Here is a 24840-nt window from a genome sequence, read left to right on the forward strand (position 1 = left end):
TGTGAGCATTGACGAGCACGTGCCCGCGGTCATGCTGGACGAGGCCAGCGAGGCGTTGGAAGAGCTCGCGGGCGTGCTGGCGGACGGCCAGACCCTGCGGGACGCGCTCCAGCAGTTGGCGGAGTCCGCCTGCCGGGTGATCCCGGACGCGGAGAACGTCAGCGTGACCGCCGTCGACCCCGACGGGGCGTCCACGGTGGCGGCGACCGACGACAAGGTCCTCGCCATCGACGCCGACCAGTACGCGGCGGGCGACGGGCCGTGCCTGGAGGCGGCCACGACCCAGCGGCCGGTGCGGGCCACCGTGACCGACGGCCGGGAGAAGTGGCCGGAGTTCGCGGCCGCCGCCGAGCGCGCGGGCGTGGTGGCCTACCTGTCCGCGCCGATCGTGGTCGAGGACGAGCTGCTCGGCTCGCTGAACCTGTACAGCTCGCACGAGCGGGCGTTCGACCCGTTCGACGAGGCGTTGTTGCGGCTGTTCGTCACCGCCGCGTCCACCGCGATCACCGGGTTCCGCCGCTACGAGCGGTCCCGGCGGCTGATCGAGCACCTGCACCGCGCGTTGGAGTCGCGGGCCGAGATCGACCAGGCCAAGGGCGTGCTCATGGCCGCGCACGGCGTCGACGCCGAGGAGGCGTTCAGCCGGTTGGTGACCGAGTCGCAGGAGCGCAACACCAAGCTGCGCGAGGTCGCCCGCAACCTGCTCGCGTCGGTGCGAAGACGGTCGTGATTGTCACGCGACTGACAAAACCCGAATTCGGATTTTGGTTTCCGCAACAGGCGTGAATTGTTCGTCGCGGGTGCTCCGACCCGCGGTTAGAGTGCGGGGTGAAAGCTCATTTCCCCATTCTGGCCCGAGGAGGAGCATGCGTTCCAACCGTGTCGCCGCGGCGGGGTTCGCCGCCGTGGCCGCCGTGGCGCTTTCCGCGTGCGCCGACGACCCGTCGTCGACGATGAGGACGTTCGACACGCCGCAGGCGCTGGCCGAGGCGAACCGGGTGGCCGCCGAGGGCCAGGGGTCGGTCACGGTCGACGTCGACCTCGCCGCGAACGGCAAGGGCAGCTGCGGGGTCCGCACCGGCGACTTCGCCGCGTCGTGCCGGATCTCGATCGCCGACGCCGAGGAGGTCGCGTACGTGATGGTGCCGGACGGCATCTTCGTGCGGATACCGCGGGGCCAGGCCCCGGAGCCGGCCAAGCCGTGGCTGCGCGTCGACCCCGACGACCCGGACAACGCGCTGGCGCGGGCCATGGCGGAGGTCGCCGTGCACATCCGCGACACCGCCGACATCCGCAAGGCGCTGCCCGAGGGCGCGTCGATCGTGGAGAAGGCCGAGGAGTCGGTGTCGGGTAAGCGGACCGTCCGCTACACCGCGAACGTCACGTCGGCCGGGCGGGCGTCGGTGCTCAAGCTGTGGGTGGACGACCAGGACCTGCCGGTGAAGACCGAGGTGCGCACGCCGGTCGAGGGCGGTGAGTCGGTGCAGGTGGTCGCGAACTACCGCGACTGGGGCAAGCCGGTCGACATCACCCCGCCCGCGCCGGACCAGCTCAGCGAGCTGCCGGCGCTGCCGGGCTGAGCTCGTGACGCGATCGGCCCCCTCCGGGAACTCCTCCGGAGGGGGCCGAACTGGTTGGTGGGCAAGGGATGCGTCAGGTGCGGCGGCGGGTGCGGCGCAGGGCGAGGAGCACGCCCGCGCCCACGGCGAGGAGCGCGCCGCCCAGGACGAGCGGTCCCTTGACGGAGGAGCCGGTGTAGGCCAGTTTGCCGTTGCCGTCCGGGTGGTTCACGACCGGGACGACGGCCGGTGTCGTCGTCGTTGTGGTGCTGCTGCTCGTGGTGGGCGACGTCGTGGTGCTGGTGGCGGCGCTCGTGGTGGTGGACGTCGGAACCGTTGTGGTCGACCTCGTTGTGGTGGTTGTCGTGGTGGTCGGCTGGGTGGTGGTTGTGGTGGTTGTCGTGGTGGTCGGCCGAGTGGTCGTCGTGGTGGTTGTGGTGGTGGTTGTGGTGGTGGTTGCCGTAGGACTTGTCGTGGTCGTCGTGGTGGGATCGGTGGTGGTGGTGGTCGGCGACGTCGTAGTGGTGGTCGGCTCCGTGGTTGTGGTTGTGGAGTCGGTGGTGGTGGTCGGCTCCGTGGTGGTGGTCGTTGTCGTGGGCTCGGTCGTTGTGGTGGTCGTCGTGGTCGTGGTGGTGCCCTCAGGCTGCACCGTGAACTCGTACAGGCGGGTCGACTGGCCCGGCTTGAGCGTGCACGGTGAGGTGAACGTGCCCAGCCCCGTCTCCGAACCGTCGGCGGTGCGCGGGGTCAGGGTGGTCACGAAATCGCCGACGTCGATGGTCGTGGTGCCCGCGAAGGGGAAGCTCAACGACGGCGTGGTGCCCGTGGCCACCGTGTCGAACGCGCCCGACTCCGGGACCGCGGTCTTGGCCACGGTCAGGTCGGGCACGATGTCGAGCACCAACCCCGCGTTGTCGATCACGGTCTGCGCCGTCGCGGTGCCTTCCACGGTCTCCGCGCCGACGAGTCGCAGGCCCTGCGTCGCCAGTTCCGGCACGGTGGCGGTCGCCGTCACGCGCGCCTCGGGGACGGGTTCGCCGACCACCGCGGTGTCCGGGAGGTCCTCGACCACGATCTCGACGCTCATGTCCTGCGCGCCGATCAACGGGAACGGGCAGTTGTAGACCAGGGTCAGCCTCGCCGTCGCCGCGATGCCGACGCCCGCGCCCCACAGGGCCGATGCGCCGACCACCACCGCGGTGACACCCAGCGCGGCCACCCGGTGCCGCAGTCTCATGTCAGATCCCTCCTGGCGGAAACGTCGGGGCGGGCCGGCGACGTCGCCGGCCCGCCCGCGGTCGGATCACTGCCCGGTGCCGTCGACGACGGTCAGGCCGCCGACACGGTGAAGGTGTGGAGCAGCGTGTTCTGGTTCGGCTTGAGCGTGCAGGGTGCGGTGAAGGTGCCGAGGCCGGTCAAGCTGCCGTCGGCCCGGCGCGGCGTCAACGTGGTGCTGAAGGCGCCGACCCGGACGGTGGTCGTGCCCGCCCTGGTGAAGGTGACCGGTGCCGTGCCGCCCGTGGCGATGGTGTTGAACGAGCCGGAGGCGGGGATGTTCGTCTTGGCCACCACGAGGTTGGCCACGACGTCCTGCACCGCGCCCGCGTTGTCCACCGCGGTGCTCGCGACGGCGGTGCCCTCCACGGTCGTCGCGCCGACCAGCCTGAGCCCGAGGGTCGCGCTCGACGGCACGGTGGCGATGGCGGTCACCCTCGTCGGCGGGACCGGCTGGCCGACCACCGCGGAGTCGGCCAGGTCGGCCACGGTGATGCGGACCGTCATGTCCTGCGTGCCGATCAACGGGAACGGGCAGCTGTACGCCAGGGTCAGGCTCTTGGTGGCGGCCATGCCGGTGCCCGCGCCGGCGAACGCCACCGATCCGACGACGGCGGTCGCGACCGCGAGTGCGCCGATGACCGTGCGACCAGTGAGTTTCAGCATGTGCGTCTCCTCGTCGAGAGCAGTGCGGAAAGCAGGGTGTTCGGTGTGCGGCGGAAGGCTACTCGTCAGTAAAGTAGCTTTGTCGCGCGGTCCGGGCAAGTATTTCTTTCACGTTTTCCCCGACTGTGTCAGAGGTGCGACAAAAGCGTCGGAAAGAGTTGTCACCCGCATGACAAATCGCCGTCCGGCGCTTGTCCGCCTTGGGTCGGGAAAGTAGTTTCGAAGAATGAGCGGAGGTGGGCGGTGAGGATCGCGGCGGTGCTCGCCGCCGTCGCCGCGCTGCTGGGCGCGGCGCTGACGCCGACGTGGGTGGTGCGCCACGCCGAGGTCCGCGCGCCGGTGCGGACGGCCGGTATCAAGGTCCACTACCAGGTCGACGGGGTCAGCCGGATCCACAAGCTCCAGTCCGACCTCGTCATCGGTCCGGGCACGCTCGAAGCCGAGATCGACCTCGTCAGCGGCACCATCACGGGCGACCTGTGGCTGCCGCCCAGCCACGGCTACTTCATCGTGTTCGGCTTCATGCCCACCACCGCGCGCACCGACCTCGTCCCGGTGGCCAAGGTGACCGGGACGATCAAGGACGGCCAGGTCCGGACCAACGCCCGGCTCGACATCGGGCTCGGCGAGGTCGCGGTCAACGAGCAGCCGTTGGACGTCGGCCCGGCGTGCCGGACCGTCGAACCGGCCTCGATCGACCTCGAAGGGCCGTTCGAGCTGGCCAAGATGCGGATGACGGGCGTCTACCCGATCCCGCCGTTCGGCGGCTGCCAGGGCCGGGAACGGTTGGACCCGCTGCTGACCGGACTGATCTCCGGGCCCGGCAACGCGATCGACCTCACGCTGACCTTGCTCCCGGGGATCCCGTGAACCCCGGTGGGTTCGCCGGCCCGAGCCGCCCGGTCCGCTCGGCCGAACCGTTGAGCAGCCGCAACGCCCGCAGCGCGATGCCCATGTCGAACAACGCGTCCGGGTCGTGCAGCTTGGCCCCGAACAGCTCCTCCAACTGCCGCAACCGGTAGCGGACCGTCTGCGGGTGCACGGCCAGGCTCGACGCGACCTCCGGTGCGCTGCCCCGCGTCTCCACCCACGCCGTCATCGTCTCCCGCATCCGCTGCTGCTGCTTCGGCGTCAGCCCCTCCAACGGGGCCAGCGTCCGCTTCACCAGCTCGCGCAGCAGGTCTTCGTCACCCAGCAGCAGCAACGTCGACAGGTGCTCGGTGGTGTCCACCATCGGCCGGTCCGCGATCACGCCCGACTGGATCAGCGTGATGGTGCGGCGCGCCCAGCGCAGCGACTGCCGCGCCGAGGCCAGCGGCACGACCGGGCCCACGGCCGCGCGCCACCCGCCGAGCTTGTGCTCCAGTGCGACGAGCTGCCGTTCGGGGTCGGTGAGCAGCAGGCACGGCTCGCTGCCCTCCAGGTCCATCAGGATGTCCTCGTGCAGGGCCGGTATCGGTAGCTGGTGCTGGTCGGTGCGCCGTTCCAGCGCCACCACCAGCACCTTCTCCGGCAACGGCCAGTGCGCGGCCTCGGCCAGCTCCGCGAGCGTGTTGGGGTGGTAGCCCGGCTCGCCCAGCAGCAGCTCCAGCAGCCGCTTGCGCCGCCGCTGCACCGCGCCCGCGTGCCGGGCCTGCGCCTCGGCGTAGCCCTCCATGGACCGCAGCGACAGCTCGTCGATGTAGGCGAAGATCGCCTCGGCGATCAGGCACATGGTGGCCAGCGGCACGCGTTCGGTCTGCCCGAACTCGGAGATCCGCCGCCACGCCACCCGCGCGCCGATCCGGTAGGCGGTCTGCAGCAGGTCCAGGCTGCGCCCCGCGCTGACCTCCAGCTTGCCCAGCAGCCGGAACAGCTTGGCCCGGTCCTCGCGCTGCGCGGTCGGGTCGACCATCCGGTCGATGAACTGGTGGATCGCCTGTTCCACCCCCTCGACCACCACTTGGCCGAACATCCCCTCCAGCTTCTGCGAATACTCGGAGATCTGGTTCTGGATTTCCCGGACCATGTCCACGGCGACGTCGCCGGCCCGGGCGCGGAACTTCGGCGCGAGGTCGGCGGGCAGTTGCTCCCACAGGTCCGCGTTCCCGATGAGCGGTAACTCGGAGGCGCGGAGTTCTCCGGTTCTGTTCATACTGTTCGCCCACCACCAAACGGTCGGGTGTGATTCCGAACACTGTATTTTTGATCAAGAAAAGTTGTCAACCCGCGCGCACTCGCATGACAAAGTCGCCAGTGTTGTTGTGCGCCGGGTGACAAAAACGGTGTCGGCGGGGCCGCCCGCGCGGCGAGTCGGCCCTCGCGGGGCGCGGGGTGCGTCCGTCGACGGCGGGCCGCGGGCTGCCGACGGGCATCCGGTCCACCGCGCCGGGTTCGGGAATCCGGCGGTGGGAGTGCACCGGGGTCGCCTTCCCGGCGCAACGCCCGATCGGACCGGTGTGCTTGGGCCGTTCCGGCGCGGAGAAGCGCCCGGACGCAGTGCGTCGAACGTGCCACGCGTGCACCCCCCGAAGCTCGGCAACGCCAATCATTGGTAGCCGCAACGCGTGCGGCGCGCCAGGCTCCGATCGGGTTCCTGTAGGAGCGTGAGTGTTCCGCGGACAGGTTTTGTCACGTGGTTGACAAGCCTTTTGGATGCCTTGTGCGGTGTGCCGCGCGTTAGTAACGTACTCGTCGGTAACGTCATTTCGGTTTATTCACACCACCCTTCCGGAGAATACCCGTGGCATTGCGCCGTCGCCTGCTGGGGCTGCTGTTCGCCGCCCTCCTGGTCGCGCTGTGCGGTTTGTCCGTCGCGGCGTACCAGAAGGTGTTCACCTCCCGCGTGACCGTGCTGCTGCGCACCGACCACGTCGGCAACCAGCTCCAGGCCGAGTCGGACGTGAAGCTGCTCGGGGTGCTGGTCGGCGAGGTGCGGGCCATCCGGTCGCGCGGTGACGGGGCCGAGGTGGAGCTGGGACTGCGCCCGGACCAGGTGGACCGCATCCCGGCGAACGTCTCGGCCCGGCTGCTGCCCAAGACGCTGTTCGGCGAGCGGTTCGTCAGCCTCGAACTGCCCGACGACCCGGTCGGCGCGCTCGACGAGGGCGCGGTGATCGAGCAGGACCGCACGTCCGGCGCGGTCGAGCTGGAACGGGTGCTCGCCGACCTGCTGCCCACGTTGCAGGCCGTGCGGCCGGACAAGCTGTCCTCCGCGCTCACGTCGGTGGCGCGGGCGCTGGACGGGCGCGGCGCGACCCTGGGGCGGACCATCGTGGAGCTGGACGCCTACCTGCGCGAGCTGAACCCGCAGCTGCCGGTGCTCCGGGAGGACATCAGCAGGTTCGCCGACGTCACCGGCGTGTACGCCGACGCGGGACCGGACCTGGTGCGGGCGCTGGCGGACGCCACCTCGGTCAGCCGCACGATCGCCGAGCAGCGCGCGGACCTCGACGCGGTGTACTCCAGCCTCACCACCGCGTCCGCCGACCTGACGGGGTTCCTCCGGGACAACGGCGAGACGGTCGTGGCGCTGGCGGACCGGTCGCGGCCGACGTTCGAGCTGTTCGCCACCTACTCGCCCGAGTTCGGGTGCGTGCTGAGCGCGGTCAACGCGATCCGGCCGCGGATGGACCGGGTGCTGGGCGAGGGCACCGACCAGCCGGGCGTGCACGCCGAGGTCACCGTCGTGCCGCCGGGGCAGGCGTACGTGCCCGGTCGGGACGACCCGGCGCACCGCCGGGGCGGTGGGCCGCACTGCCCGGCGGCCCCGGCCAACGCCGTCGCGCCCGACCGGGTGCCCGACTGGGCCGGCCTGCTGATGGGAGTCCGATGAACAACGTCGCCGCGCCGTTGACCAAGTTCCTGGTGTTCGTCGTCGTCACGGTCGCCGCCACCGGGTTCCTCGCCGCGACCATCGCGGGCGGCCAGGCCGGCGGCACGGCCGCCTACACCGCCCGGTTCACCGACGTCACGGCGCTGGCCGAGGGCGACGACGTGCGCATGTCCGGGGTGAAGGTCGGCGAGGTCGAGTCGTTGGAGCTGGTGGACGACGAGCTGGTGGACGTCGGCTTCTCCCTCGTCGACGGTCGGTCGCTGTCGGCCGACGTCACCGCGACCATCAAGTACCGCAACCTGGTCGGCCAGCGGTACCTCGCGCTGGAGCAACCCGCCGGGCGGATGGCCGAGAAGCTGCCGCACGGCGGGCTCATCCCGGTGGAGCGGACCACCCCGGCGCTGGACCTGACCACGTTGTTCAACGGGTTCAAGCCGCTGTTCCAGGCGCTGGACCCGGAGGACGTCAACAAGCTGTCGCACGAGATCGTGCAGGTGCTGCAAGGCGAGGGCGGGACCGTGGAGAGCCTGCTCGCGCACACCGCCTCGCTCACCTCGGCGCTGGCCGCCAAGGACGACGTGATCGGCAAGGTCGTGACGAACCTGAACGCGGTGCTGGAGACGGTGAACTCGCGCGACGACCGGTTCGGCGAGCTGCTGACCTCGATGCGTCGGCTGGTGTCCGGGTTCGCCGCCGACCGGCAGCCGATCGGCAACGCCATCACGGGCCTGGCCGCGTTGAGCGACAGCACGGCGTCGTTGCTGGAACAGGGGCGCCAACCGCTCAAGGACGACATCGCCGCGCTCGGGTTGCTCGCGGGCAACCTGGGCAACGCACCGGAGCTGGAACCGTTCATCCGCACCCTGCCGGTGAAGTTCGAGGCCATCGGCCGCACCGCGTCCTACGGCTCCTGGCTCAACTTCTACCTGTGCTTCGCCTCCTCGCAGGCGCCGCCCGCGCCCGGCGGACCACCCGTCGGCATCCCCGTCACCGAATCGAGGTGCCACCGATGACGACCGGACGGGTGCCGCGCGGACCGGTGCTGCTGGGGGCCGTCGGCCTCCTGGTCATCGCGGTCACCGCCGTGCTCACCTTCTTCCTGGAGGACCTGCCGTTCTTCGGCGGCGGCGTCACGCACACCGCCGACTTCACCGAGGCCGCCGGCCTGCGCGTGGACGACGAGGTCCGCGTCTCGGGCCTGAAGGTCGGCGCGGTGACCGACGTCGGGCTGCACGAGGGCCGGGTGCGGGTGACGTTCCGGGTCGACGGCGTCGAGCTGGGCGACCGCACCCGCGCCGAGATCCGGATCAAGACCCTGCTCGGGCAGAAGTACCTGGCGCTGGACGACGAGGGCCGCGACCCGCTCACCGACACCATCCCGGTCGAGCGGACCACGTCGCCCTACGACGTGGTCGAGGCGTTCAACGGGCTGTCGACCACGGTCGGCGCGATCGACACCGACCAGTTGGCGCACAGCTTCGAGGTGCTGTCGGACACCTTCCGCGACTCGCCCCAGCACGTGAAGCAGGCGTTGGACGGGCTGTCGTCGCTGTCGAAGACGATCTCCTCGCGCGACGACCAGCTCGCGTCGCTGATCAAGGGCGCGAACCAGGTCAGCGGGGCGCTGGCCGAGCGGAACAAGGACTTCGCCGCGCTCATCACCGACGGCAACCTGCTGCTGGAGGAGATCGGGCACCGCCGTGACGCGATCGCCCGGCTGCTCGACGGCACGCGTGAGCTGTCCCGGCAGCTCTCGGGCCTGGTCGCGGACAACGACGAGCAGCTGAGGCCCGCCTTGGAACAGCTCGAACGCGTCACCGACGTGCTGCGCGCCAACCAGGACGCGCTCAACCGCGGCCTCGCGCTGGCCGGGCCGTACTACCGGGTGCTCAACAACGCCCTGGGCAACGGCCAGTGGGTGGACACCTACCTGTGCGGGCTCGTGGTCGACCCCGGCGCGCGGCGCGACTGCCCGACGGGAGGCCGCTGATGTTCGTCCGGACGCACGGCCGCCGCCGGCTGGTGGTGGCGCTCGCCCAGGTGTTCGTGCTGGTCTTGGTCGCCACCGCGGCGGTGTGGTGGATCTTCCTGCGGCCCTCGCCGACGCGGGTCGCCGCCTACTTCACCGCCGCCGTCGGCGTGTACGAGGGCTCAGACGTGCGCGTGCTCGGGGTGAAGGTCGGCCGGGTGGTCGGCGTGCTGCCCGAGGGCGGTGCGGTGCGGGTGGACCTGGAGCTCGACCACGGCGTGGACGTGCCCGCGGACGCCCGCGCGGTGGTCGTGTCGCCCAACATCGTGGCCGACCGGTACGTGCAGCTCACGCCCGTGTACACCGGAGGGGACAGGATCGCGCCCGGCGCGGTGATCACCAGCGCCCGCACGGCGGGCACGGTCGAGCTGGACGAGCTGTACGCCAGCCTCGACTCGCTGCTGACCGCGCTCGGCCCGAACGGCGCGAACCGCGAGGGCGCGTTGTCGGACCTGCTGGACACCGGCGCGGCGAACCTCGACGGGTCCGGCACGGCGTTGGGCGAGTCGATCCGGCAGCTCGCGGACGCGGCGAGGACGTTGGCCGGGTCGCGCGACGACCTGTTCGGCACCGTGGACAACCTCCAGTCGTTCACGTCGATGCTCGCCGCGAACGACGAGCAGGTGGGGCGGTTGGCGGACCAGTTGGCCGACGTGTCCGGGTTCTTCGCCGCCGAGCGCGACGACCTCGGCGCGGCGCTGGGCGAGCTGGCCACCGCGCTGGAACAGGTGCGGGGGTTCGTGCACGACAACCGGGACCGGGTGAAGTCCAGTGTGGAGGATCTCGCGGTGCTGACGGGAACTCTGGTGCAGCAACAGGCTTCGTTGACCGAGATGCTGGAGGTCGCGCCGGTCGCCCTGCACAACGTGGTCGACGCCTACGACCCCGCGACCGGGACGTTGACCGCGCGGGCCAACCTGAACGAGTTCGTGACCGACCTGCTCAGCGTGCCCGGCGGTGTGCGGTGAAGCGGCCGGCGGCGGTCGGGCTGGTGCTGGTGCTGACCGGGTGCTCGGCGATGCCGAGCGCGTACGACCTGCCGCTGCCCGGTGGCGCGGACCTCGGCGACCGGCCGTACCGGGTGACCGTCGAGTTCGACGACGTGCTCGACCTCGTGCCGCACGCCGGGGTGAAGGTGGACGACGTGGCGGTGGGCAAGGTCGAGGACATCGCGTTGTCCGAGGACGGCTCGACGGCGTTGGTGCGGGTCGCGGTGCGCGGTGACGTGCTGCTGCCGTCCAACGCCCTGGCCCGGCTGCGGCAGTCGAGCCTGCTGGGGGAGAAGTACGTGGAGCTGGCCGTGCCCGAGGAGCGGTCGGCGTCGCCGTTGGCGGACGGCGCGGTGATCCCCGTGACGCGGACCAACCGCAACCCCGAGGTGGAGGAGGTGTTCGGCGCGATGTCGATGCTGCTCAACGGCGGCGGCATCGCGCAGATCCAGGACATCTCGCGGGAGCTGAGCGCGGCGCTGTCCGGCAACGAGGCCGCGGTGAAGTCCCTGCTGTCCACTGTGGACTCGTTCGTGGGCGCGCTGGACTCCCACAAGGGTGAGATCACGCGTGCTCTGGACGGGCTGGACAAGCTCGCGTCGTCGTTGGAGGCCCGCAGGGGCGACATCGGCGAGGTGCTGGACGGGCTGGAACCGGGGCTGCGGGTGCTGCACGAGCAGCGCGGGCAACTGGTCGGGCTGCTCGACGGGCTGCGCGCGCTGTCCGACGTCGCGGTGAGCACGGTGGACCGCGGCCGGGACGACCTGGTGGCCGACCTGCGGGCGTTGGAGCCGACGTTGCGGCGGCTCGCGGAGTCCGGGCAGAACCTGCCGCAGTCGTTGGAGATGCTGCTGACCTTCCCGTTCACCGACGCCGTCCTGGACGGCATCAAGGGCGACTACCTCAACACGTACCTGACCCTGAAGCCCGGAGCGCGGTGATGATCACTCGGCGGATCAAGGCGCAGATCGCGCTGTTCGCGGTCGTCGCGCTGCTCGGCGTCACCTACGTCAGCGCGAAGTACGCGGGGCTCGTCGTGGTGGACGACGGGTACGCGGTCCGGCTGGAGCTGGCCCGCACGGGCGGGCTGTTCACCGGCGGTGAGGTGACCTACCGGGGCGTGCCGGTGGGGCGGGTCGGGCCGATCCGGCTGGGTGACGGCCAGGTCGAGGTCGAGCTGCGCATCGCGGCGGGCGCGCCGCCGATCCCGGCGGACCTGGAGGCGGTGGTGGCCAACCGCTCGGCGGTCGGTGAGCAGTACGTCGACCTGCGGCCGCGCGGCGGCAGCGGGCCGTACCTCGGTGACGGCTCGGTGATCCCGCGGGCGCGGACGACGCTGCCGTTGCCGGTGGAGAAGGTGCTGACCAGCCTGGACGACCTGGCGCGCTCGGTGCCGGTGGAGTCGCTGCGGATCGTGGTGGACGAGCTGGACCAGGCGTTGCGGGGCACCGGGCCCGACCTGCAGGTGCTGCTGGACGCCACGGCGCAGTTCATCGGGACGGCCGGCGCGCACCTGCCGCAGACCACGCGGCTGCTGAACGAGTCCGTGACCGTGCTGCGGACGCAGCTGGACCACTCGGCGGCGATCAACTCGTTCGCCGACAGCGCCGTGCTGGTGGCGTCGCGGCTGCGCGAGTCCGACGGCGACCTGCGGCGGCTGATCGGGGCCGCGCCGGGCGCGTCGGCGGAGGTCAGCGCCCTGCTGCGGGAGTCCGGGCCCAACCTCGGCATCGTCCTGGCCAACCTGCTGACGACGGCGGACGTGCTGGTCACCCGGCAGGGCGCGCTGGAGGAAGTGCTCGTGACGGCCCCGGACGCGGTGTCGGTGGCCGCCTCGACCATCGGGTCCGGGCAGGCGCGGTTCGGCCTGGCCCTGACGTTCTTCGAACCGCCGCCGTGCACCGCGGGCTACGAGGGCACACCGCGCAAGAGCGGCCTCGACCCCACCGACGGCCCGTTCAACACCGCCGCCGGCTGCACCCTCCCACGCGGCTCCGCCACCGGCGTCCGGGGCTCCCAGAACGTCCCGCGCTAGTCGGGAACGTCGTCCAGGATGAGGACCACTTCGTCCGGGATCGTGAACCCCTCGCCGGGAACAGGTGTCAGCGCCTGTTCGACACCCCGCGCGACGACACCGCGGGCCTGCAACATGCGGGTGATGCGCACGATCGGGTTCAGGAACCCGCCCGGCGGAGTGCGGTCGTCGAGCCCGCCGATCCGGTAGGCCGCCTCGTTGTCGATGAACCCGCCCCGTCGGGCCGCCTCACGGATGACCTCCGCGTGCGGCCGCTCCTCGAAGTCGAGGTGCCGGAGCAGCTCCGCCACACCCTCGGTCGACCAGGTCGGGGTCTCCTGGCTCTCGCTCACCCGGGCCACGTCGTCCACCGATTCGGTGCGCACCTCGACTTCCAGGGCGGACGCGCGCCGGAGCACGTCGACGGGCCGCATCATGTAGAGCTGCTTGCCGGCCGTGGTGGCGAACTCCTCCACCAGCTCGACCCGCGGGCCGAGGAAGTCCGACCGGTAGCGCCACCACCAGTCCTCCTTCTCATCGCCGGTCACGAAGAGCAGGTCGGTCTCGCGCCGCGCCGCCTCGCCGACCGCCTGGGCCCAGACCAGGTAGTCGCCCGCCGCGCCCTCGGGCAGCGCCGAGTCGTCCTTGCCCGCGTCCAGGTAGCCGGGCGGCTCCTTGGCCGCGGCACGCCGCTTGCCCTCCTTGACCAGCGCGTTCCACCGGTCCGGGGCGGGCCTCGCGCCCACCTTGCCGCGCAGGAGCGCTTCGAGCTGGTCGAGCACCGGCTCACGGCCCGGCGCACCCGGCGAGTCGGGTGACGGCGGGGTGTGCGACCCGATGGCGTGCACCAGGTCGCGGTGCAGCGCGGCGACCCTGCGCACGAGGTCGTCGCGGACCTCGTCGGGCACGGCCGTGGTCTTCGCCCACTGGTGCAGCGCGTCGTCGGCGGCCCGCTGCTGCTTGGCCAGCGCGGCGAGCACCTGGTCGGTCGCCGCCGCACGCCCGGCCAGGACCGTCAGCCGGTTGCGCCAGAACTCCCGCATGACCTGGTGCGGCACCCACAGCCGCTCGCCCACCCGGCGCAGCAGGCCGAGCAGGTCGTCCCGCGTCGACTCGTTGTACCGGTAGAGGTTGAGCAGCACGTTGGCGTCCACCACGACCAACGCGGACCGGAGCGCGTCCGCCAGCTCCTCCTCGGAGGGACGCCGGTAACCGGGGAAGGCGTCGTAGATCCCCAAGTCGCCGTCTGCGTGCTCGACCATGTCGGGTAGATCGTCGGGCGGACGGCCCGCGTTTCAGGCGGGGGAGACGTAGAACCAGACGCCGTCCTCGCGCACGAAGCGGCTGTTCTCGTGCAGCACGTCACGCTCACCCCGCCAGCGGAAGTGCGCGCGGAACTCGACCGTGCCCGTCGTCTGGAACGGGGTGCCGCCGGTGTGCGCGAGGACTTCCAGGTGGGTCCAGCGCTGGTCCGGGTCGAGGTCCAGCGAGGTCGGGCGGGTGCTGGGGTGCCAGGTGGCCAGCAGGTAGTCCTCGTCGCCCACCGCGAACGCGCTGTACCGGGAGCGCATGAGCGCCTCGGCGGTCGGCGCCTTGCGCCGCCCCTCGTGCAACGGCCCGCAGCACTCGTCGTACGGCTCACCCCGGCCGCACGGGCACCGGCCGTTCGCGCCCATCCCGGGGACGCTCATTCCGGCCGGTCGCAGGCGGTGCGGCCGGAACGGTCGTAGCGCACCCACGCCAGCGCGTTCTCCGCTTCACGGTCACCGGCCGCGGCCTGCGCCGACAGCGACGCGTGCACCTGGTAGCGCAGCTCGGCGGGCACGGCCGGGTTGGCGAGCAGGTTCGCGCGGACCACCGGGCTCGGGTCGTCGGCCAGCGCCGCCAACGCCTCGGCGGGCGCGGACGGGTCGGTCGACAGCGCCTCGCGCACGGCCGCGGTCATCGGTTCGGTCACGGAACCAGGATATAAGGGAAGCGGCCCCCCTCCCGTTGACTGCCAGTCGGGGAGGGGGGCCGCTTCGGGGCCGGAACTACGGCGTCAGCCGCACGCCACACCGTTCAGAGTGGGAGAAGTGAACGGTGGGGTACCGCCGCTGAAGCTCGCGTTGTAACCGATGGTCGCGGTACCACCGGTCGCGAGTCCGCCGTTCCAGGCCGCGTTACCGACGCGGACGATGTCGCCGCTGTCGGTCCACGTGCCGTTCCAGCCCTGGGAAACGGTCACACCGGGCGCGGAGAACGTCAGGGTCCAGCCGTTGAGCGCAGCGCCCCGGTTCTCGATGACGATCTCGCCGGTGTAACCGCCCGACCACTGGCTCACCACGCGGTGCGTCACCCGGCAGCCCCCTGGAGGCGACGAGGTGGTCGTGGTGGTCGTGGTCGTGGAAGTAGTAGTGGTGGTGGAAGTGGTGGTCGACGTCGTAGTAGTGGTGGTGGTCGAGGTCGGTCCGGCCGCGATGGCCAGGTCGTACGCGCGCTGCGGTACGAACTGCCCGGCCTGCGCGATGCAGCCGTCGGCCTCGCCCGGCAGCTTGACCCACAGGAACGCGGCGATCCGGGAGTCGCCCGTGTTGGTGGTGCTGGGCGTGCCGATCGCGCGCCCGGCCGGGTCGCACCACTCCGTGCCCAGCGGACCGTTGCCGTTGCGGCTGGTGTCGATCACGGCGGTGAGCCTGCCGTCGCCCAGCGCGTTGAGGATGTTCTTGGTGTAGGCGACCTCGTCGGGCGTGCTGCGGTAGTTCGACACGTTCGACGCGATGCCGTCGGCGCTGTTGAAGATGTCGGCGGCGCGCAGCCGGTTGGCCGCCTCCGACGGGCTCAGCCACGCGGAGTTGCCGATGTCGAAGTACACCTTGGCCTGCGCGGAGCCGGACTTGAGCTTCTTGCCCGCGTACGCCATCGACGCCCGGGTCTCCTCCTGCTGGCTCGCGCTCTGGCAGTTGCTCATGATCGGCAGCACGTCCGGTTCCAGCACGATCGTCGCCGGACGACCGGCCAGCCCGGCCGCGACCTCGTCCACCCAGGCCCGGTAGGCCGAGTGCGAGGGCGCGCCGCCGCCGCTGGCACCGCCGCAGTCGCGGTTGGGGATGTTGTAGACCACCAGGATCGGGATCTTCCCGGCCGACGCCGCCGCGCCGACGAAGGAGTTGATCTCCGAGCGGACCGTCGAGGTGTTGGTGGTGGTGAACCACCGAGCCTGCGGCACCGAGACGATCCGATCGCGGATCACCGCCGCCCGCGAGTCGCCGGGGTTGGCGGCCACCCACCTCGCGGCCGAGGTGTTCGGGTCGACGTAGAACGCCGAGTCGGCCGCCTGCGCGGTCGTGGCGCCGCCGCCGAGGACCAGGGCCACCGCACTGGCCACCAACGCGCTGGACAGCGCGCCGGCCGTGGCCAGCCTGGCCCGGTGCCGGGGACGCGGGACGTCGTGGCCGGTGTCGCGGGTGTTGTGTGCTCGCATCGGAAGGTCCTCGCAGCGTCGGTGCTGAACGGGGGCTGGCTCCACCTGGGAGCGCTCCCAGGTGGCAGGACTGTAGCCACTGGGAAACGGTGAAGAAAAGAGGCCGTGATCGGCCGGTGACCCGCACCGCTTTATACGGTCCGTGAAGAAAACGCCGGACGAACCGCACCTGACACCCGTCGCCTGCCGATGAACAGGGTGTTTGCCACCGTCAGTCATCTTTTTGACCCGGCACTGGCCCGATCGGGTGAGTGAGATCCGCGTCACGGCGCGCTCGAAGTTGATGTCGAAAAAGTTGTCGAATTACGCCGTGCGGCGGTGCGGGCAGTGGTCCGAAAAGCTCAAGTCTGGTGCTTTAAACCGGACATTCCTAGTCTGGGAACGCTCCCAGCCGTGACTTCACCCCCTGCTCCCGTCCCCGGAGGCAACGCAATGACGCGCACTCCCTCCCGCCCGGTCGCGGTGGCCGCGACGACGGCGCTGCTGGCCGCCGTCGCCCTCGCGGCCACCGTGCTGGTGCCCCACCTGCGCCCGGTCGCGACCGCCCAGGTGGCGGCCCAGGCCGACCCGAGGGTCGAGCAGTTGCTCGCCCGGATGTCGCTGGACGACAAGGTCGGCCAGATGACCCAGGTCGACCGCGGCGCGCTCAAGTCGACCTCGGACCTGGCCACCTACCGGATCGGCTCGCTGCTGTCGGGCGGCGGCTCCGCGCCGAGCCCGAACACGCCCCAGTCCTGGGCCGACATGTACGACAACTTCCAGCGCACGGCCCTGTCCACGCCCCTGGGCATCCCGCTGATCTACGGCGTCGACGCGGTGCACGGGCACAACAACGTGCGCGGCGCGACGATCTTCCCGCACAACATCGGCCTGGGCGCGACGCGTGACCCGGCCCTGGTCAAGCGCATCGGCGAGGCCACCGCGAAGGAGGTCGCGGGCACCGGCATCGACTGGAACTTCGCGCCGTGCCTGTGCGTGGCGCGCGACGACCGGTGGGGCCGCACCTACGAGTCGTTCGGCGAGGTGCCGGAGATCCCCACCGCGATGACCACCTACATCGACGGCCTCCAGGGCACGACCCTCGGCGGCACGCCCAGCTCCGTGCTCGCCACCGCCAAGCACTTCATCGGCGACGGCGGCACCGCGGGCGGCGTCGACCAGGGCGACGCGCGGATCACCGAGCAGGAGCTGCGCTCGGTGCACCTGCCGCCGTTCAAAGCCGCCGTGGACCGGGGCGTCGGCTCGGTGATGATCTCCTACAGCAGCTGGAACGGCGTGAAGGCGCACGGCCACCGCTACCTGATCACCGACCTGCTCAAGACCGAGCTGGGCTTCACCGGGTTCGTGGTCTCGGACTGGGCGGGCATCGACCAGATCGACGGCGCGACCGGGTTCACCGGCGCGGAGGTCGCCGCCGCCGTCAACGCGGGCATCGACATGGTCATGGTGCCGACCGACTACCAGCGGTTCACCAGCCTGCTCAAGGCCGAGGTGCAGGCCGGGCGGGTGAGCACGGCCCGCATCGACGACGCCAACCGCCGCATCCTGACCAAGAAGTTCGAGCTGGGCCTGTTCGAGCGCCCGCTCACCGACCGGTCGCTGACCTCGACGGTCGGCTCGGCCGCGCACCGCGACCTGGCCCGCCAGGCGGTGCGGCAGTCCCAGGTGCTGCTGCGCAACGACGGCGTGCTGCCGCTGGCCAAGTCCGGCAGGTACTTCGTGGCGGGCAAGTCGGCCGACGACATCGGCAACCAGAGCGGCGGCTGGACGATCTCCTGGCAGGGCGGCAGCGGCAACGTCACCCCCGGCACCACGATCCTGCAGGGCATCCGCGACCTGGTCGGCTCGGGCGCGACGATCACCCACGACCGGTACGGCGCGGGGGTGGACGGCTCGTACACCGCGGCGATCGCGGTGGTGGGGGAGACCCCGTACGCCGAGGGCCAGGGCGACCGGCCGTACGGCCTGGGGCTGGACCGCGAGGACCTGGAGACGATCAACCGGCTGCGGTCGGCGGGCATCCCGGTGGTCGTGGTGCTGGTGTCGGGCCGGCCGCTGGACATCGCGGGCCAGGTCGACGACTGGGACGCGCTGCTGGCCTCCTGGCTGCCCGGCACGGAGGGGCGCGGCGTGGCCGACGTGCTGTTCGGCGACTACAACCCGACCGGCAAGCTGCCCGTGACCTGGATGACCAGCGGCTCGCAACAGCCGATCAACGCCGGTGACGGCAAGGCGGCCCTCTACCCGCTCGGGCACGGCCTGAGCTACCTCCCCATCACCACCAGCACGACGGCAACCACCAGCACCACAACGACGACCAGCACCACAACCACGAGCACCACCACGACGACCAGCACCACAACGACCGCGCCGCCGCCGGGCGGCTGCACGGCCACCGCCCGCTTCGCGAGCACCTGGCAGGGCGGCTTCCAGGCCGAGGTCACCGTCACCAACACCGGCTCCGCCCGGCTGAACGGCTGGACGGTCACCTGGACGCGGCCGGGCGACCAGACGATCAACTCCCTGTGGAACGGCAAGCTCACCCAGACCGGCACCTCGGTGTCCGTGGACGACGTCGGCTGGAACGGCACGCTCGCACCGGGGGCTTCGGGATCCTTCGGGTACACCGCGAGCGGCCAGGCGGTCCTGCCCCAGCCGACCTGCCGGGCGAGGTAGCGCCGCACCGTGGTCACGTTCTGGGAGCGCTCCCCCACGCTGGGTCATTCGGCTCATCGCGCGCCGACGTTCGGCCCAGAGGGCAGGGGCTGCCGAGCCGAACTTGTCAAGGCTTTGTGGCTGAACCCTCTTTTCACGGTGTTTCGATGCCGTTACAGTCCCCGACTGGGAGCGCTCCCAGAAACCTCCACCGCCCTGCCCCTCGGAGGCACCGCATGCGACGACGCATGTCCGGAGCACTGGCCGGCACGCTCGCTGTGCTGGTCAGCGCCTTGACGCTGACGCCGTTCCAACCGTCCGCCACGGCCGCGCCCGCGTTCAACTACGGCGAAGCCCTGCAGAAGTCGATCTGGTTCTACGACGCCCAGCGGTCGGGCGACCTGCCCGCGGACAACCGGGTGAACTGGCGCGGCGACTCGGCGCTGCGCGACGGCAGCGACGTGGGGCTGGACCTGTCGGGCGGCTTCTACGACGCGGGCGACCACGTCAAGTTCGGCCTCCCGTTCGGCGCCACGATGACCATGCTGGCGTGGGGCGCGGTGGAGAACCGCGACGCCTACGAGGCATCGGGCCAGCTGCGCCACCTGATGGCCAACCTCAAGTGGGGCACCGACTGGATCATCAAGGCGCACCCGTCCCCGAACGTGGTGTACGGGCAGGTCGGCAAGGGCGACGACGACCACAAGTGGTGGGGCGCGGCCGAGGTCATGCAGATGGCGCGGCCGGCGTACAAAGTGGACGCCTCCTGCCCCGGCTCCGACCTCGCGGGCGAGTACGCCGCGGCGATGGCGTCGGCCTCGATGGTGTTCAAGCAGACCGACCCGACCTACGCGGCGACCCTGCTGACCCACGCCAAGCAGCTCTACAGCTTCGCCGACACCTACCGCGGCAAGTACAGCTCCTGCATCACCGACGCGGCGAACTTCTACAACTCCTGGAGCGGCTACCAGGACGAGCTCGTCTGGGGCGCGATCTGGCTGTACCGCGCCACCGGTGACGCGAGCTACCTGGCCAAGGCCAAGGCGGAGTACCCGAAGCTGTCCACCGAGCCGCAGACCACGACCCGCTCCTACCGCTGGACGATCGCGTGGGACGACAAGTCCTACGGCTCCTACGCGCTGCTGGCCAAGCTGACCGGCGAGGCCGAGTACGTCGCCGACGCCAACCGGTGGCTGGACTACTGGACCACCGGCTACAACGGAAACCGGGTGCGGTACTCGCCGGGCGGCCAGGCGCACCTGGACACCTGGGGCTCCCTGCGCTACGCGGCCAACACCGCGTTCGTCGCGCTGGTCTACAGCGACTGGCTGCGCGAGCGCGACGCCGCGAAGGCCGCCACCTACCACGACTTCGGCGTGCGGCAGATCAACTACGCGCTGGGCGACAACCCGCGCAACGCCAGCTACGTCGTCGGCTTCGGCGCCAACCCGCCGCGCAACCCGCACCACCGCACCGCGCACGGCGCGTGGGCCGACACCATGCAGGACCCGGTGACCAGCAGGCACGTCCTGTACGGCGCGCTGGTCGGCGGCCCCGGCACGAACAACGACGCGTACAAGGACGACCGCACCGACTTCGTCGCCAACGAGGTCGCGCTGGACTACAACGCCGCGTTCACCGGCGCGCTCGCCCGGCTGTACAAGGAGTACGGCGGCACGCCGCTGGCGAACTTCCCGGTCGCCGAGGCCACCGACGGCCCCGAGCTGACCGTGCAGGCCTCGGTCAACCAGAGCGCGGCCGGCTTCACCGAGATCAAGGCGTTCGTCCTGAACAAGACCGCGTGGCCCGCCCGGATGTTCAACGGCTCGCTGCGCTACTACTTCACCCTCGACGGTTCCACCACGCCGAACCAGGTCACCGTCACCACGAACTACAACCAGTGCGGCACGCCCAGCGCACCCAAGCAGCACAGCGGCTCGGTGTACTACGTGGACGTGCCGTGCCCCGGCGTGTACCCCGGCGGCCAGTCCGCGCACAAGCACGAGGTGCAGTTCCGCATCACCAGCTCCGGCTCCTGGGACCCGTCCAACGACTGGTCGTACGAGGGCCTGGGCACGGGCAACACGGTCGCGCTGACCGACCGCCTGGTGCTGGTGCAGGACGGCCAGGTGCAGTGGGGCAAGGAACCCGGCCCGGCCGTGGTGGACCGCGAGGCCCCCACCGTCCCGACCGGACTGCGCGCGTCCAACGTCGGCGCCACGAGCGCGACGCTGACCTGGACCGCGTCCACCGACAACGTCGGGGTGACCGGCTACGACGTGCTGCGGGCGGACGGCACGGTCGCAGGTGCCCCGGTCACCCCGACGTTCCAGCTCACCGGTCTGGCCCCGGCCACCAGCCACACGTTCACCGTGCGGGCCAGGGACGCCGCGGGCAACCGGTCCGCCGCGAGCGACGCGATCACCGTGGTCACCACCGACACCAACGGCGACCGGGAGTCGCCGACCGTCCCGGGTGGACTGTCGGTGTCCGCGATCACGAGCACCGGCGCGACGCTCACCTGGACCGCCTCCACGGACAACGAGGCCGTGGCGGGCTACGAGGTCCTGCGCCCGGACGGCACGGTCGCGGCCACCACGACCGGGCTGAGCCACCAGCTGACCGGTCTGGCCGCGGACACCGCGTACACCTTCTCCGTGCGGGCCAAGGACACCTCCGGCAACATCTCCTCGCCCAGCACGGCGGTCACGTTCCGCACCGCGCCGGCCGGCGCGACCGGACCGGTCGCCGTGCAGCAGCGCGGGAGCAGCGCGGCCACGGCCAACCAGATCGGCACGACGCTCACGGTGGTCAACCGCGGCACGACGGCGGTCGACCGGTCCACCGTCACGCTCCGGTACTGGTTCACCGGTGACACGGCCAACGCCAACTACCAGGTGTTCTGCGACTGGGCGGTGGTCGGCTGCGCCAACGTGCGCGCCACCGTGGTGAAGCTGCCCAACGCCCGACCGGGCGCGGACGCCTACCTCCAGGTGACGTTCACCGCGGGCACGCTGGCCGCGGGCGCGAGCACCGGCGACATCCAGCTGCGGGTGGCCAAGTCCGACTGGTCGACCTTCAACCAGGCCGACGACCACAGCTACCGGGTCAGCGCGTCGCTGACCGACTTCGACCGGGTGACCGCCTACACCGGCGGAACCCTCGCCTGGGGCATCGAGCCCTGAGCGACCCAGACTCGGCACGGGGCGTTCTGCGCGCCCAGGCGCCCCGTGCCGACTCCACTCTCCGCCACGCCGCTTCGAAGCTCGCGGGTCAATGGCTGATCCGTGCAGGAGGAGGACGCATGAGGTACCGCACCAGAGCGGGACGGTTGCGCACCGGACCGCTCGCGCTGATAGCCGCGGCGGCGACCGCCGCGGGTGTTATGCCGTTCGTCGCGCCGGTGGCGAACGCGGCCGTCGCGTGTACGGTCAACTACCAGGTCACCAACCAGTGGCAGGGTGGCTTCGGCGCCAACGTGTCCATTCGCAACGAGGGCGACCCGGTCAACAACTGGCGCCTCACGTGGACCTTCCCGGACGGCCAGCGCGTGCAGCAGGGCTGGAACGGCACGTTCACGCAGAGCGGCTCCGCGGTGACCGTCGCCGCGCCGAGCTGGTCGCCCAACCTCGGCACCGGGGCCACCGTGACGCCGGGCTTCAACGGCTCGTGGACCGGCCAGAACCGGCCGCCGACGGACTTCGCCCTCAACGGCACCCGCTGCACCGGCCCGAACGTCAACGTCGACCCGACGGTGACGCTGACGTCGCCGACGACCGCGCAGACGTTCCAGTCCGGCCAGGCGATCCCGCTGGCGGCCACCGCGGCCGACAGCGACGGCACCGTGTCCAAGGTCGAGTTCCTGGCCGACGGCGTCGTCGTCGCGACCGACACCTCGTCCCCGTACACGGGTTCGTGGACCGGCGCGGCCGTGGGCGAGCACGCGATCGTGGCCCGTGCCACCGATGACAAGGGCGGCATCGGCAACTCCAGCATCGCCAGCATCCGCGTCATCGCGGGCCAGGCGGTCCAGGCCAGCCCGGCGTCGCTGACCGTGCGGCAGGGCGCCACCGGCACCTTCGGCGTCTCGCTGGCCACCGCGCCGACCTCGAACGTCACGGTCACCGTGGCCCGGTCGGCCGGCAGCACCGACCTCACCGCCGCCCCGACGACGCTGACGTTCACGCCGACCAACTGGTCGACCAAGCAGAACGTCACGGTCACCTCGGCGGCCAACGGCGGCACGCTCGCCACGGCCACGTTCACCGCGAGCGCCACCGGCGCGAGCGCGGCGACGGTCGAGGTCCGCGAGACCAGCGCCGACACCTCGCCGTTCGAGCAGGCGTTCCTCGACCAGTACGCCAAGATCAACGACCCGGCGAGCGGCTACTTCCGCACCTTCTCCGACGGGCTGAAGGTGCCGTACCACTCGATCGAGACGCTGATGGTCGAGGCGCCGGACCACGGTCACCAGACCACGTCCGAGGCGTTCAGCTACTACCTGTGGCTCGAGGCCAGCTACGGCAAGATCGTGGGCGACTGGGCGCCGTTCAAGAAGGCCTGGGCGTCGATGGAGAAGTACATCATCCCGGCCAAGGCGGACCAGCCGACCAACGACAAGTACGACGCGTCCAAGCCCGCGACGTACGCGCCCGAGCACCCGCGGATGGACCAGTACCCGTCCGTGCTGGACTCCGGCGTGCCGGTGGGTCGCGACCCGATCGCGGCCGAGCTGAAGTCGGCGTACGGCACCAGCGACATCTACGGCATGCACTGGCTGCTCGACGTCGACAACACCTACGGCTTCGGCCGGTGCGGTGACGGCTCCAGCGCGGCGCCCGCGTACATCAACACCTACCAGCGCGGCTCGTCGGAGTCGGTGTGGGAGACCATCCCGCAGCCGTCCTGCGACACGTTCAAGCACGGTGGCCCCAACGGCTTCCTCGACCTGTTCACCAAGGACGCCAGCTACGCCAAGCAGTGGAAGTACACCAACGCCCCGGACGCCGACGCGCGTGCGGTGCAGGTGGCCATGCTGGCCAACGAGTGGGCGACCGAGCAGGGCAAGGCGAGCGAGATCGCGTCCGAGCTGGAGAAGGCCGCCAAGATGGGCGACTACCTCCGCTACGCCATGTTCGACAAGTACTTCAAGAAGATCGGCAACTGCACCAGCCCCAGCTGCGCGGCCGGCTCCGGCAAGGACAGCGCGCACTACCTGATGTCCTGGTACTACGCGTGGGGTGGCGCGACGGACACGTCGGCCGGTTGGGCGTGGCGCATCGGTGACGGCGCGTCGCACCAGGGTTACCAGAACCCGCTCGCGGCCTACGCGCTGGCGAACGTGCCGGCCCTGAAGCCGAAGTCGGCGACCGGCCAGCAGGACTGGGCCACGTCGATGACCCGCCAGCTGGAGCTGCTCCAGTGGCTCCAGTCGGCCGACGGCGCCATCGCCGGTGGTGTCACGAACAGCTGGGAGGGTTCCTACAGCGCGCCGCCCGCCGGCACGCCGACCTTCTACGGCATGTTCTACGACGCCCACCCGGTGTGGCGCGACCCGCCGTCGAACCGCTGGTTCGGCTTCCAGGCGTGGCAGATGGAGCGCACCGCCGCCCTGTACGAGAAGACGGGCAACGCGGCGGCCAAGAAGATCCTCGACAAGTGGGTCCCCTGGGCCATCGCGAACACCACCGTCGGCACCGGCGGCCAGTTCCAGATCCCGAACGACCTCGAGTGGACGGGCGCTCCGGACAACTGGAACGCCACCAACCCGGGCTCGAACGCGAACCTGCGGGTCAAGGTGCTCAACCACAGCCAGGACGTCGGCATCGCCGCGTCCTACGCCAAGACGCTGCTCAACTACGCGGCCGAGTCGGGCAACGCCCAGGCGAAGACCGTCGGTGAGGGCCTCTTGACGGCGCTGCTGGCGCACAAGGACGACAAGGGCATCTCGGTGCCGGAGGAGCGCAAGGACTACAACCGCTTCGACGACGTCTACAACTCGACGACGCGTGAGGGTCCGTACGTTCCGTCGGGCTGGTCGGGCACCATGCCCAACGGCGACCAGATCAAGCCGGGCGTGTCCTTCGTGGACATCCGCTCGATGTTCAAGCAGGACAAGGACTGGCCGAAGGTCCAGGCGTACCTGGACGGCGGCCCCGCGCCGACCTTCACCTACCACCGGTTCTGGGCGCAAGCTGAGATCGCCACGGCGTTCCAGCTGCACGTGGAGCTGTTCGGGTAGACCTGAGAAGGTCGCCGGCACCCCCCTCACGACGTGGTGAGGGGGGTGTTCGGCGTGTCCCGCACCGTCTCAAATGTCGAATGCGTTCGACGCGAACATCGCGGATGAAACAACCTTGAAACTTCGGTGTTGACT

General features: G+C 71.0%; 19 protein-coding genes and 1 pseudogene. 13 read left to right on the top strand and 7 right to left on the bottom strand.

Features of this window, described 5'->3' with window-relative positions; all coding sequences use genetic code 11:
* Nucleotide 1: 1 nt before the first annotated feature.
* Together LZG04_RS29355 and LZG04_RS29360 are read left to right on the top strand one after the other, a co-directional pair.
* The gene (locus tag LZG04_RS29355) at nucleotides 2–730 is read left to right on the top strand and encodes a GAF and ANTAR domain-containing protein (protein WP_308199386.1); all 729 of its coding nucleotides are present in this window, start codon (nucleotides 2–4) and stop codon (nucleotides 728–730) included.
* 136 nt (nucleotides 731–866) lie between these two features.
* Nucleotides 867–1580, top strand: a complete 714-nt coding sequence (locus LZG04_RS29360; protein ID WP_233822878.1) for a hypothetical protein — start codon at nucleotides 867–869, stop codon at nucleotides 1578–1580.
* Between the two features lie 73 nt (nucleotides 1581–1653).
* On the opposite strand, the gene LZG04_RS29365 is transcribed toward LZG04_RS29360, so the two are convergent.
* Both LZG04_RS29365 and LZG04_RS29370 read right to left on the bottom strand, forming a co-directional pair.
* Nucleotides 1654–2796 (bottom strand): DUF6801 domain-containing protein, encoded by a 1143-nt coding sequence (locus LZG04_RS29365; RefSeq protein ID WP_233822880.1) that lies wholly within the window; start codon nucleotides 2794–2796, stop codon nucleotides 1654–1656.
* 92 nt (nucleotides 2797–2888) lie between these two features.
* Nucleotides 2889–3500, bottom strand: a complete 612-nt coding sequence (locus LZG04_RS29370) for a DUF6801 domain-containing protein (protein ID WP_233822882.1) — start codon at nucleotides 3498–3500, stop codon at nucleotides 2889–2891.
* 243 nt (nucleotides 3501–3743) lie between these two features.
* Here LZG04_RS29370 and LZG04_RS29375 point away from each other — a divergent pair, with 243 nt between their 5' ends.
* Nucleotides 3744–4370, top strand: a complete 627-nt coding sequence (locus LZG04_RS29375; RefSeq protein WP_233822883.1) for a hypothetical protein — start codon at nucleotides 3744–3746, stop codon at nucleotides 4368–4370.
* On the opposite strand, the gene LZG04_RS29380 is transcribed toward LZG04_RS29375, so the two are convergent.
* Nucleotides 4339–5634, bottom strand: coding sequence for a helix-turn-helix domain-containing protein (locus LZG04_RS29380; protein WP_233822885.1), 1296 nt, complete (start codon nucleotides 5632–5634; stop codon nucleotides 4339–4341). The genes LZG04_RS29375 and LZG04_RS29380 overlap by 32 nt on opposite strands.
* 588 nt (nucleotides 5635–6222) lie before the next feature.
* Between LZG04_RS29380 and LZG04_RS29385 the strand changes: the two genes are divergently transcribed.
* From LZG04_RS29385 to LZG04_RS29410, 6 genes are read left to right on the top strand one after another with little or no spacing between them, the layout of a single operon-like run.
* Nucleotides 6223–7314, top strand: a complete 1092-nt coding sequence (locus tag LZG04_RS29385; RefSeq protein WP_233822887.1) for an MCE family protein — start codon at nucleotides 6223–6225, stop codon at nucleotides 7312–7314.
* Nucleotides 7311–8327: an MCE family protein gene (locus tag LZG04_RS29390; protein WP_233822889.1), complete on the top strand. Its 1017-nt coding sequence runs from the start codon at nucleotides 7311–7313 to the stop codon at nucleotides 8325–8327. Before LZG04_RS29385 ends, LZG04_RS29390 begins: the two co-directional genes overlap by 4 nt.
* Nucleotides 8324–9304, top strand: a complete 981-nt coding sequence (locus LZG04_RS29395; protein ID WP_233822891.1) for an MCE family protein — start codon at nucleotides 8324–8326, stop codon at nucleotides 9302–9304. Before LZG04_RS29390 ends, LZG04_RS29395 begins: the two co-directional genes overlap by 4 nt.
* On the top strand, nucleotides 9304–10311 hold the full coding sequence (locus LZG04_RS29400; RefSeq protein ID WP_233822893.1) for an MCE family protein: 1008 nt from the start codon (nucleotides 9304–9306) through the stop codon (nucleotides 10309–10311). Before LZG04_RS29395 ends, LZG04_RS29400 begins: the two co-directional genes overlap by 1 nt.
* The gene (locus LZG04_RS29405; RefSeq protein ID WP_374202912.1) at nucleotides 10308–11273 is read left to right on the top strand and encodes an MCE family protein; all 966 of its coding nucleotides are present in this window, start codon (nucleotides 10308–10310) and stop codon (nucleotides 11271–11273) included. Before LZG04_RS29400 ends, LZG04_RS29405 begins: the two co-directional genes overlap by 4 nt.
* The gene (locus tag LZG04_RS29410) at nucleotides 11273–12367 is read left to right on the top strand and encodes an MCE family protein (RefSeq protein WP_233822896.1); all 1095 of its coding nucleotides are present in this window, start codon (nucleotides 11273–11275) and stop codon (nucleotides 12365–12367) included. The genes LZG04_RS29405 and LZG04_RS29410 overlap by 1 nt, the downstream gene beginning before the upstream one ends.
* Here LZG04_RS29410 and LZG04_RS29415 read toward each other — a convergent pair.
* From LZG04_RS29415 to LZG04_RS29430, 4 genes are all read right to left on the bottom strand, one after another.
* Nucleotides 12364–13608, bottom strand: a complete 1245-nt coding sequence (locus LZG04_RS29415; RefSeq protein ID WP_233822898.1) for a PIN-like domain-containing protein — start codon at nucleotides 13606–13608, stop codon at nucleotides 12364–12366. The two genes, LZG04_RS29410 and LZG04_RS29415, sit on opposite strands and share 4 nt — an antisense overlap.
* A 33-nt stretch (nucleotides 13609–13641) precedes the next feature.
* Entirely contained in the window at nucleotides 13642–14022 is a 381-nt protein-coding gene (locus LZG04_RS29420; RefSeq protein ID WP_233822900.1) for a YchJ family protein, read from the bottom strand.
* Nucleotides 14023–14033: 11 nt separating this feature from the next.
* Nucleotides 14034–14303 (bottom strand): hypothetical protein, encoded by a 270-nt coding sequence (locus LZG04_RS29425; RefSeq protein ID WP_233822901.1) that lies wholly within the window; start codon nucleotides 14301–14303, stop codon nucleotides 14034–14036.
* An 84-nt stretch (nucleotides 14304–14387) separates the two neighbouring features.
* Nucleotides 14388–15809, bottom strand: a complete 1422-nt coding sequence (locus LZG04_RS29430; RefSeq protein WP_233822903.1) for a glycoside hydrolase family 6 protein — start codon at nucleotides 15807–15809, stop codon at nucleotides 14388–14390.
* Between the two features lie 432 nt (nucleotides 15810–16241).
* Here LZG04_RS29430 and LZG04_RS29435 point away from each other — a divergent pair.
* The 4 genes and pseudogenes from LZG04_RS29435 to LZG04_RS29450 all read left to right on the top strand — a co-directional run.
* A pseudogene (locus tag LZG04_RS29435) lies at nucleotides 16242–18077 on the top strand (glycoside hydrolase family 3 protein); the annotation flags it as partial.
* Between the two features lie 6 nt (nucleotides 18078–18083).
* Nucleotides 18084–18485, top strand: coding sequence for a cellulose binding domain-containing protein (locus LZG04_RS29440; protein WP_233823043.1), 402 nt, complete (start codon nucleotides 18084–18086; stop codon nucleotides 18483–18485).
* A gap of 215 nt (nucleotides 18486–18700) precedes the next feature.
* The gene (locus tag LZG04_RS29445) at nucleotides 18701–21649 is read left to right on the top strand and encodes a glycoside hydrolase family 9 protein (RefSeq protein WP_233822905.1); all 2949 of its coding nucleotides are present in this window, start codon (nucleotides 18701–18703) and stop codon (nucleotides 21647–21649) included.
* A gap of 119 nt (nucleotides 21650–21768) precedes the next feature.
* On the top strand, nucleotides 21769–24705 hold the full coding sequence (locus LZG04_RS29450) for a glycoside hydrolase family 48 protein (RefSeq protein ID WP_233822907.1): 2937 nt from the start codon (nucleotides 21769–21771) through the stop codon (nucleotides 24703–24705).
* Nucleotides 24706–24840 lie beyond the last annotated feature (135 nt).

This window comes from Saccharothrix sp. S26 (assembly GCF_021390395.1).
In the GTDB taxonomy this organism is placed as follows: domain Bacteria; phylum Actinomycetota; class Actinomycetes; order Mycobacteriales; family Pseudonocardiaceae; genus Actinosynnema.

Coding starts and splice junctions, on each gene's coding strand:
- LZG04_RS29360 (WP_233822878.1), top strand. CDS start 867: ATGCGTTCCAACCGTGTCGCCGCGGCGGGGTTCGCCGCCGTGGCCGCC.
- LZG04_RS29365 (WP_233822880.1), bottom strand. CDS start 2,796: ATGAGACTGCGGCACCGGGTGGCCGCGCTGGGTGTCACCGCGGTGGTG.
- LZG04_RS29370 (WP_233822882.1), bottom strand. CDS start 3,500: ATGCTGAAACTCACTGGTCGCACGGTCATCGGCGCACTCGCGGTCGCG.
- LZG04_RS29380 (WP_233822885.1), bottom strand. CDS start 5,634: ATGAACAGAACCGGAGAACTCCGCGCCTCCGAGTTACCGCTCATCGGG.
- LZG04_RS29390 (WP_233822889.1), top strand. CDS start 7,311: ATGAACAACGTCGCCGCGCCGTTGACCAAGTTCCTGGTGTTCGTCGTC.
- LZG04_RS29395 (WP_233822891.1), top strand. CDS start 8,324: ATGACGACCGGACGGGTGCCGCGCGGACCGGTGCTGCTGGGGGCCGTC.
- LZG04_RS29400 (WP_233822893.1), top strand. CDS start 9,304: ATGTTCGTCCGGACGCACGGCCGCCGCCGGCTGGTGGTGGCGCTCGCC.
- LZG04_RS29410 (WP_233822896.1), top strand. CDS start 11,273: ATGATCACTCGGCGGATCAAGGCGCAGATCGCGCTGTTCGCGGTCGTC.
- LZG04_RS29415 (WP_233822898.1), bottom strand. CDS start 13,608: ATGGTCGAGCACGCAGACGGCGACTTGGGGATCTACGACGCCTTCCCC.
- LZG04_RS29420 (WP_233822900.1), bottom strand. CDS start 14,022: ATGGGCGCGAACGGCCGGTGCCCGTGCGGCCGGGGTGAGCCGTACGAC.
- LZG04_RS29430 (WP_233822903.1), bottom strand. CDS start 15,809: ATGCGAGCACACAACACCCGCGACACCGGCCACGACGTCCCGCGTCCC.
- LZG04_RS29445 (WP_233822905.1), top strand. CDS start 18,701: ATGCGACGACGCATGTCCGGAGCACTGGCCGGCACGCTCGCTGTGCTG.
- LZG04_RS29450 (WP_233822907.1), top strand. CDS start 21,769: ATGAGGTACCGCACCAGAGCGGGACGGTTGCGCACCGGACCGCTCGCG.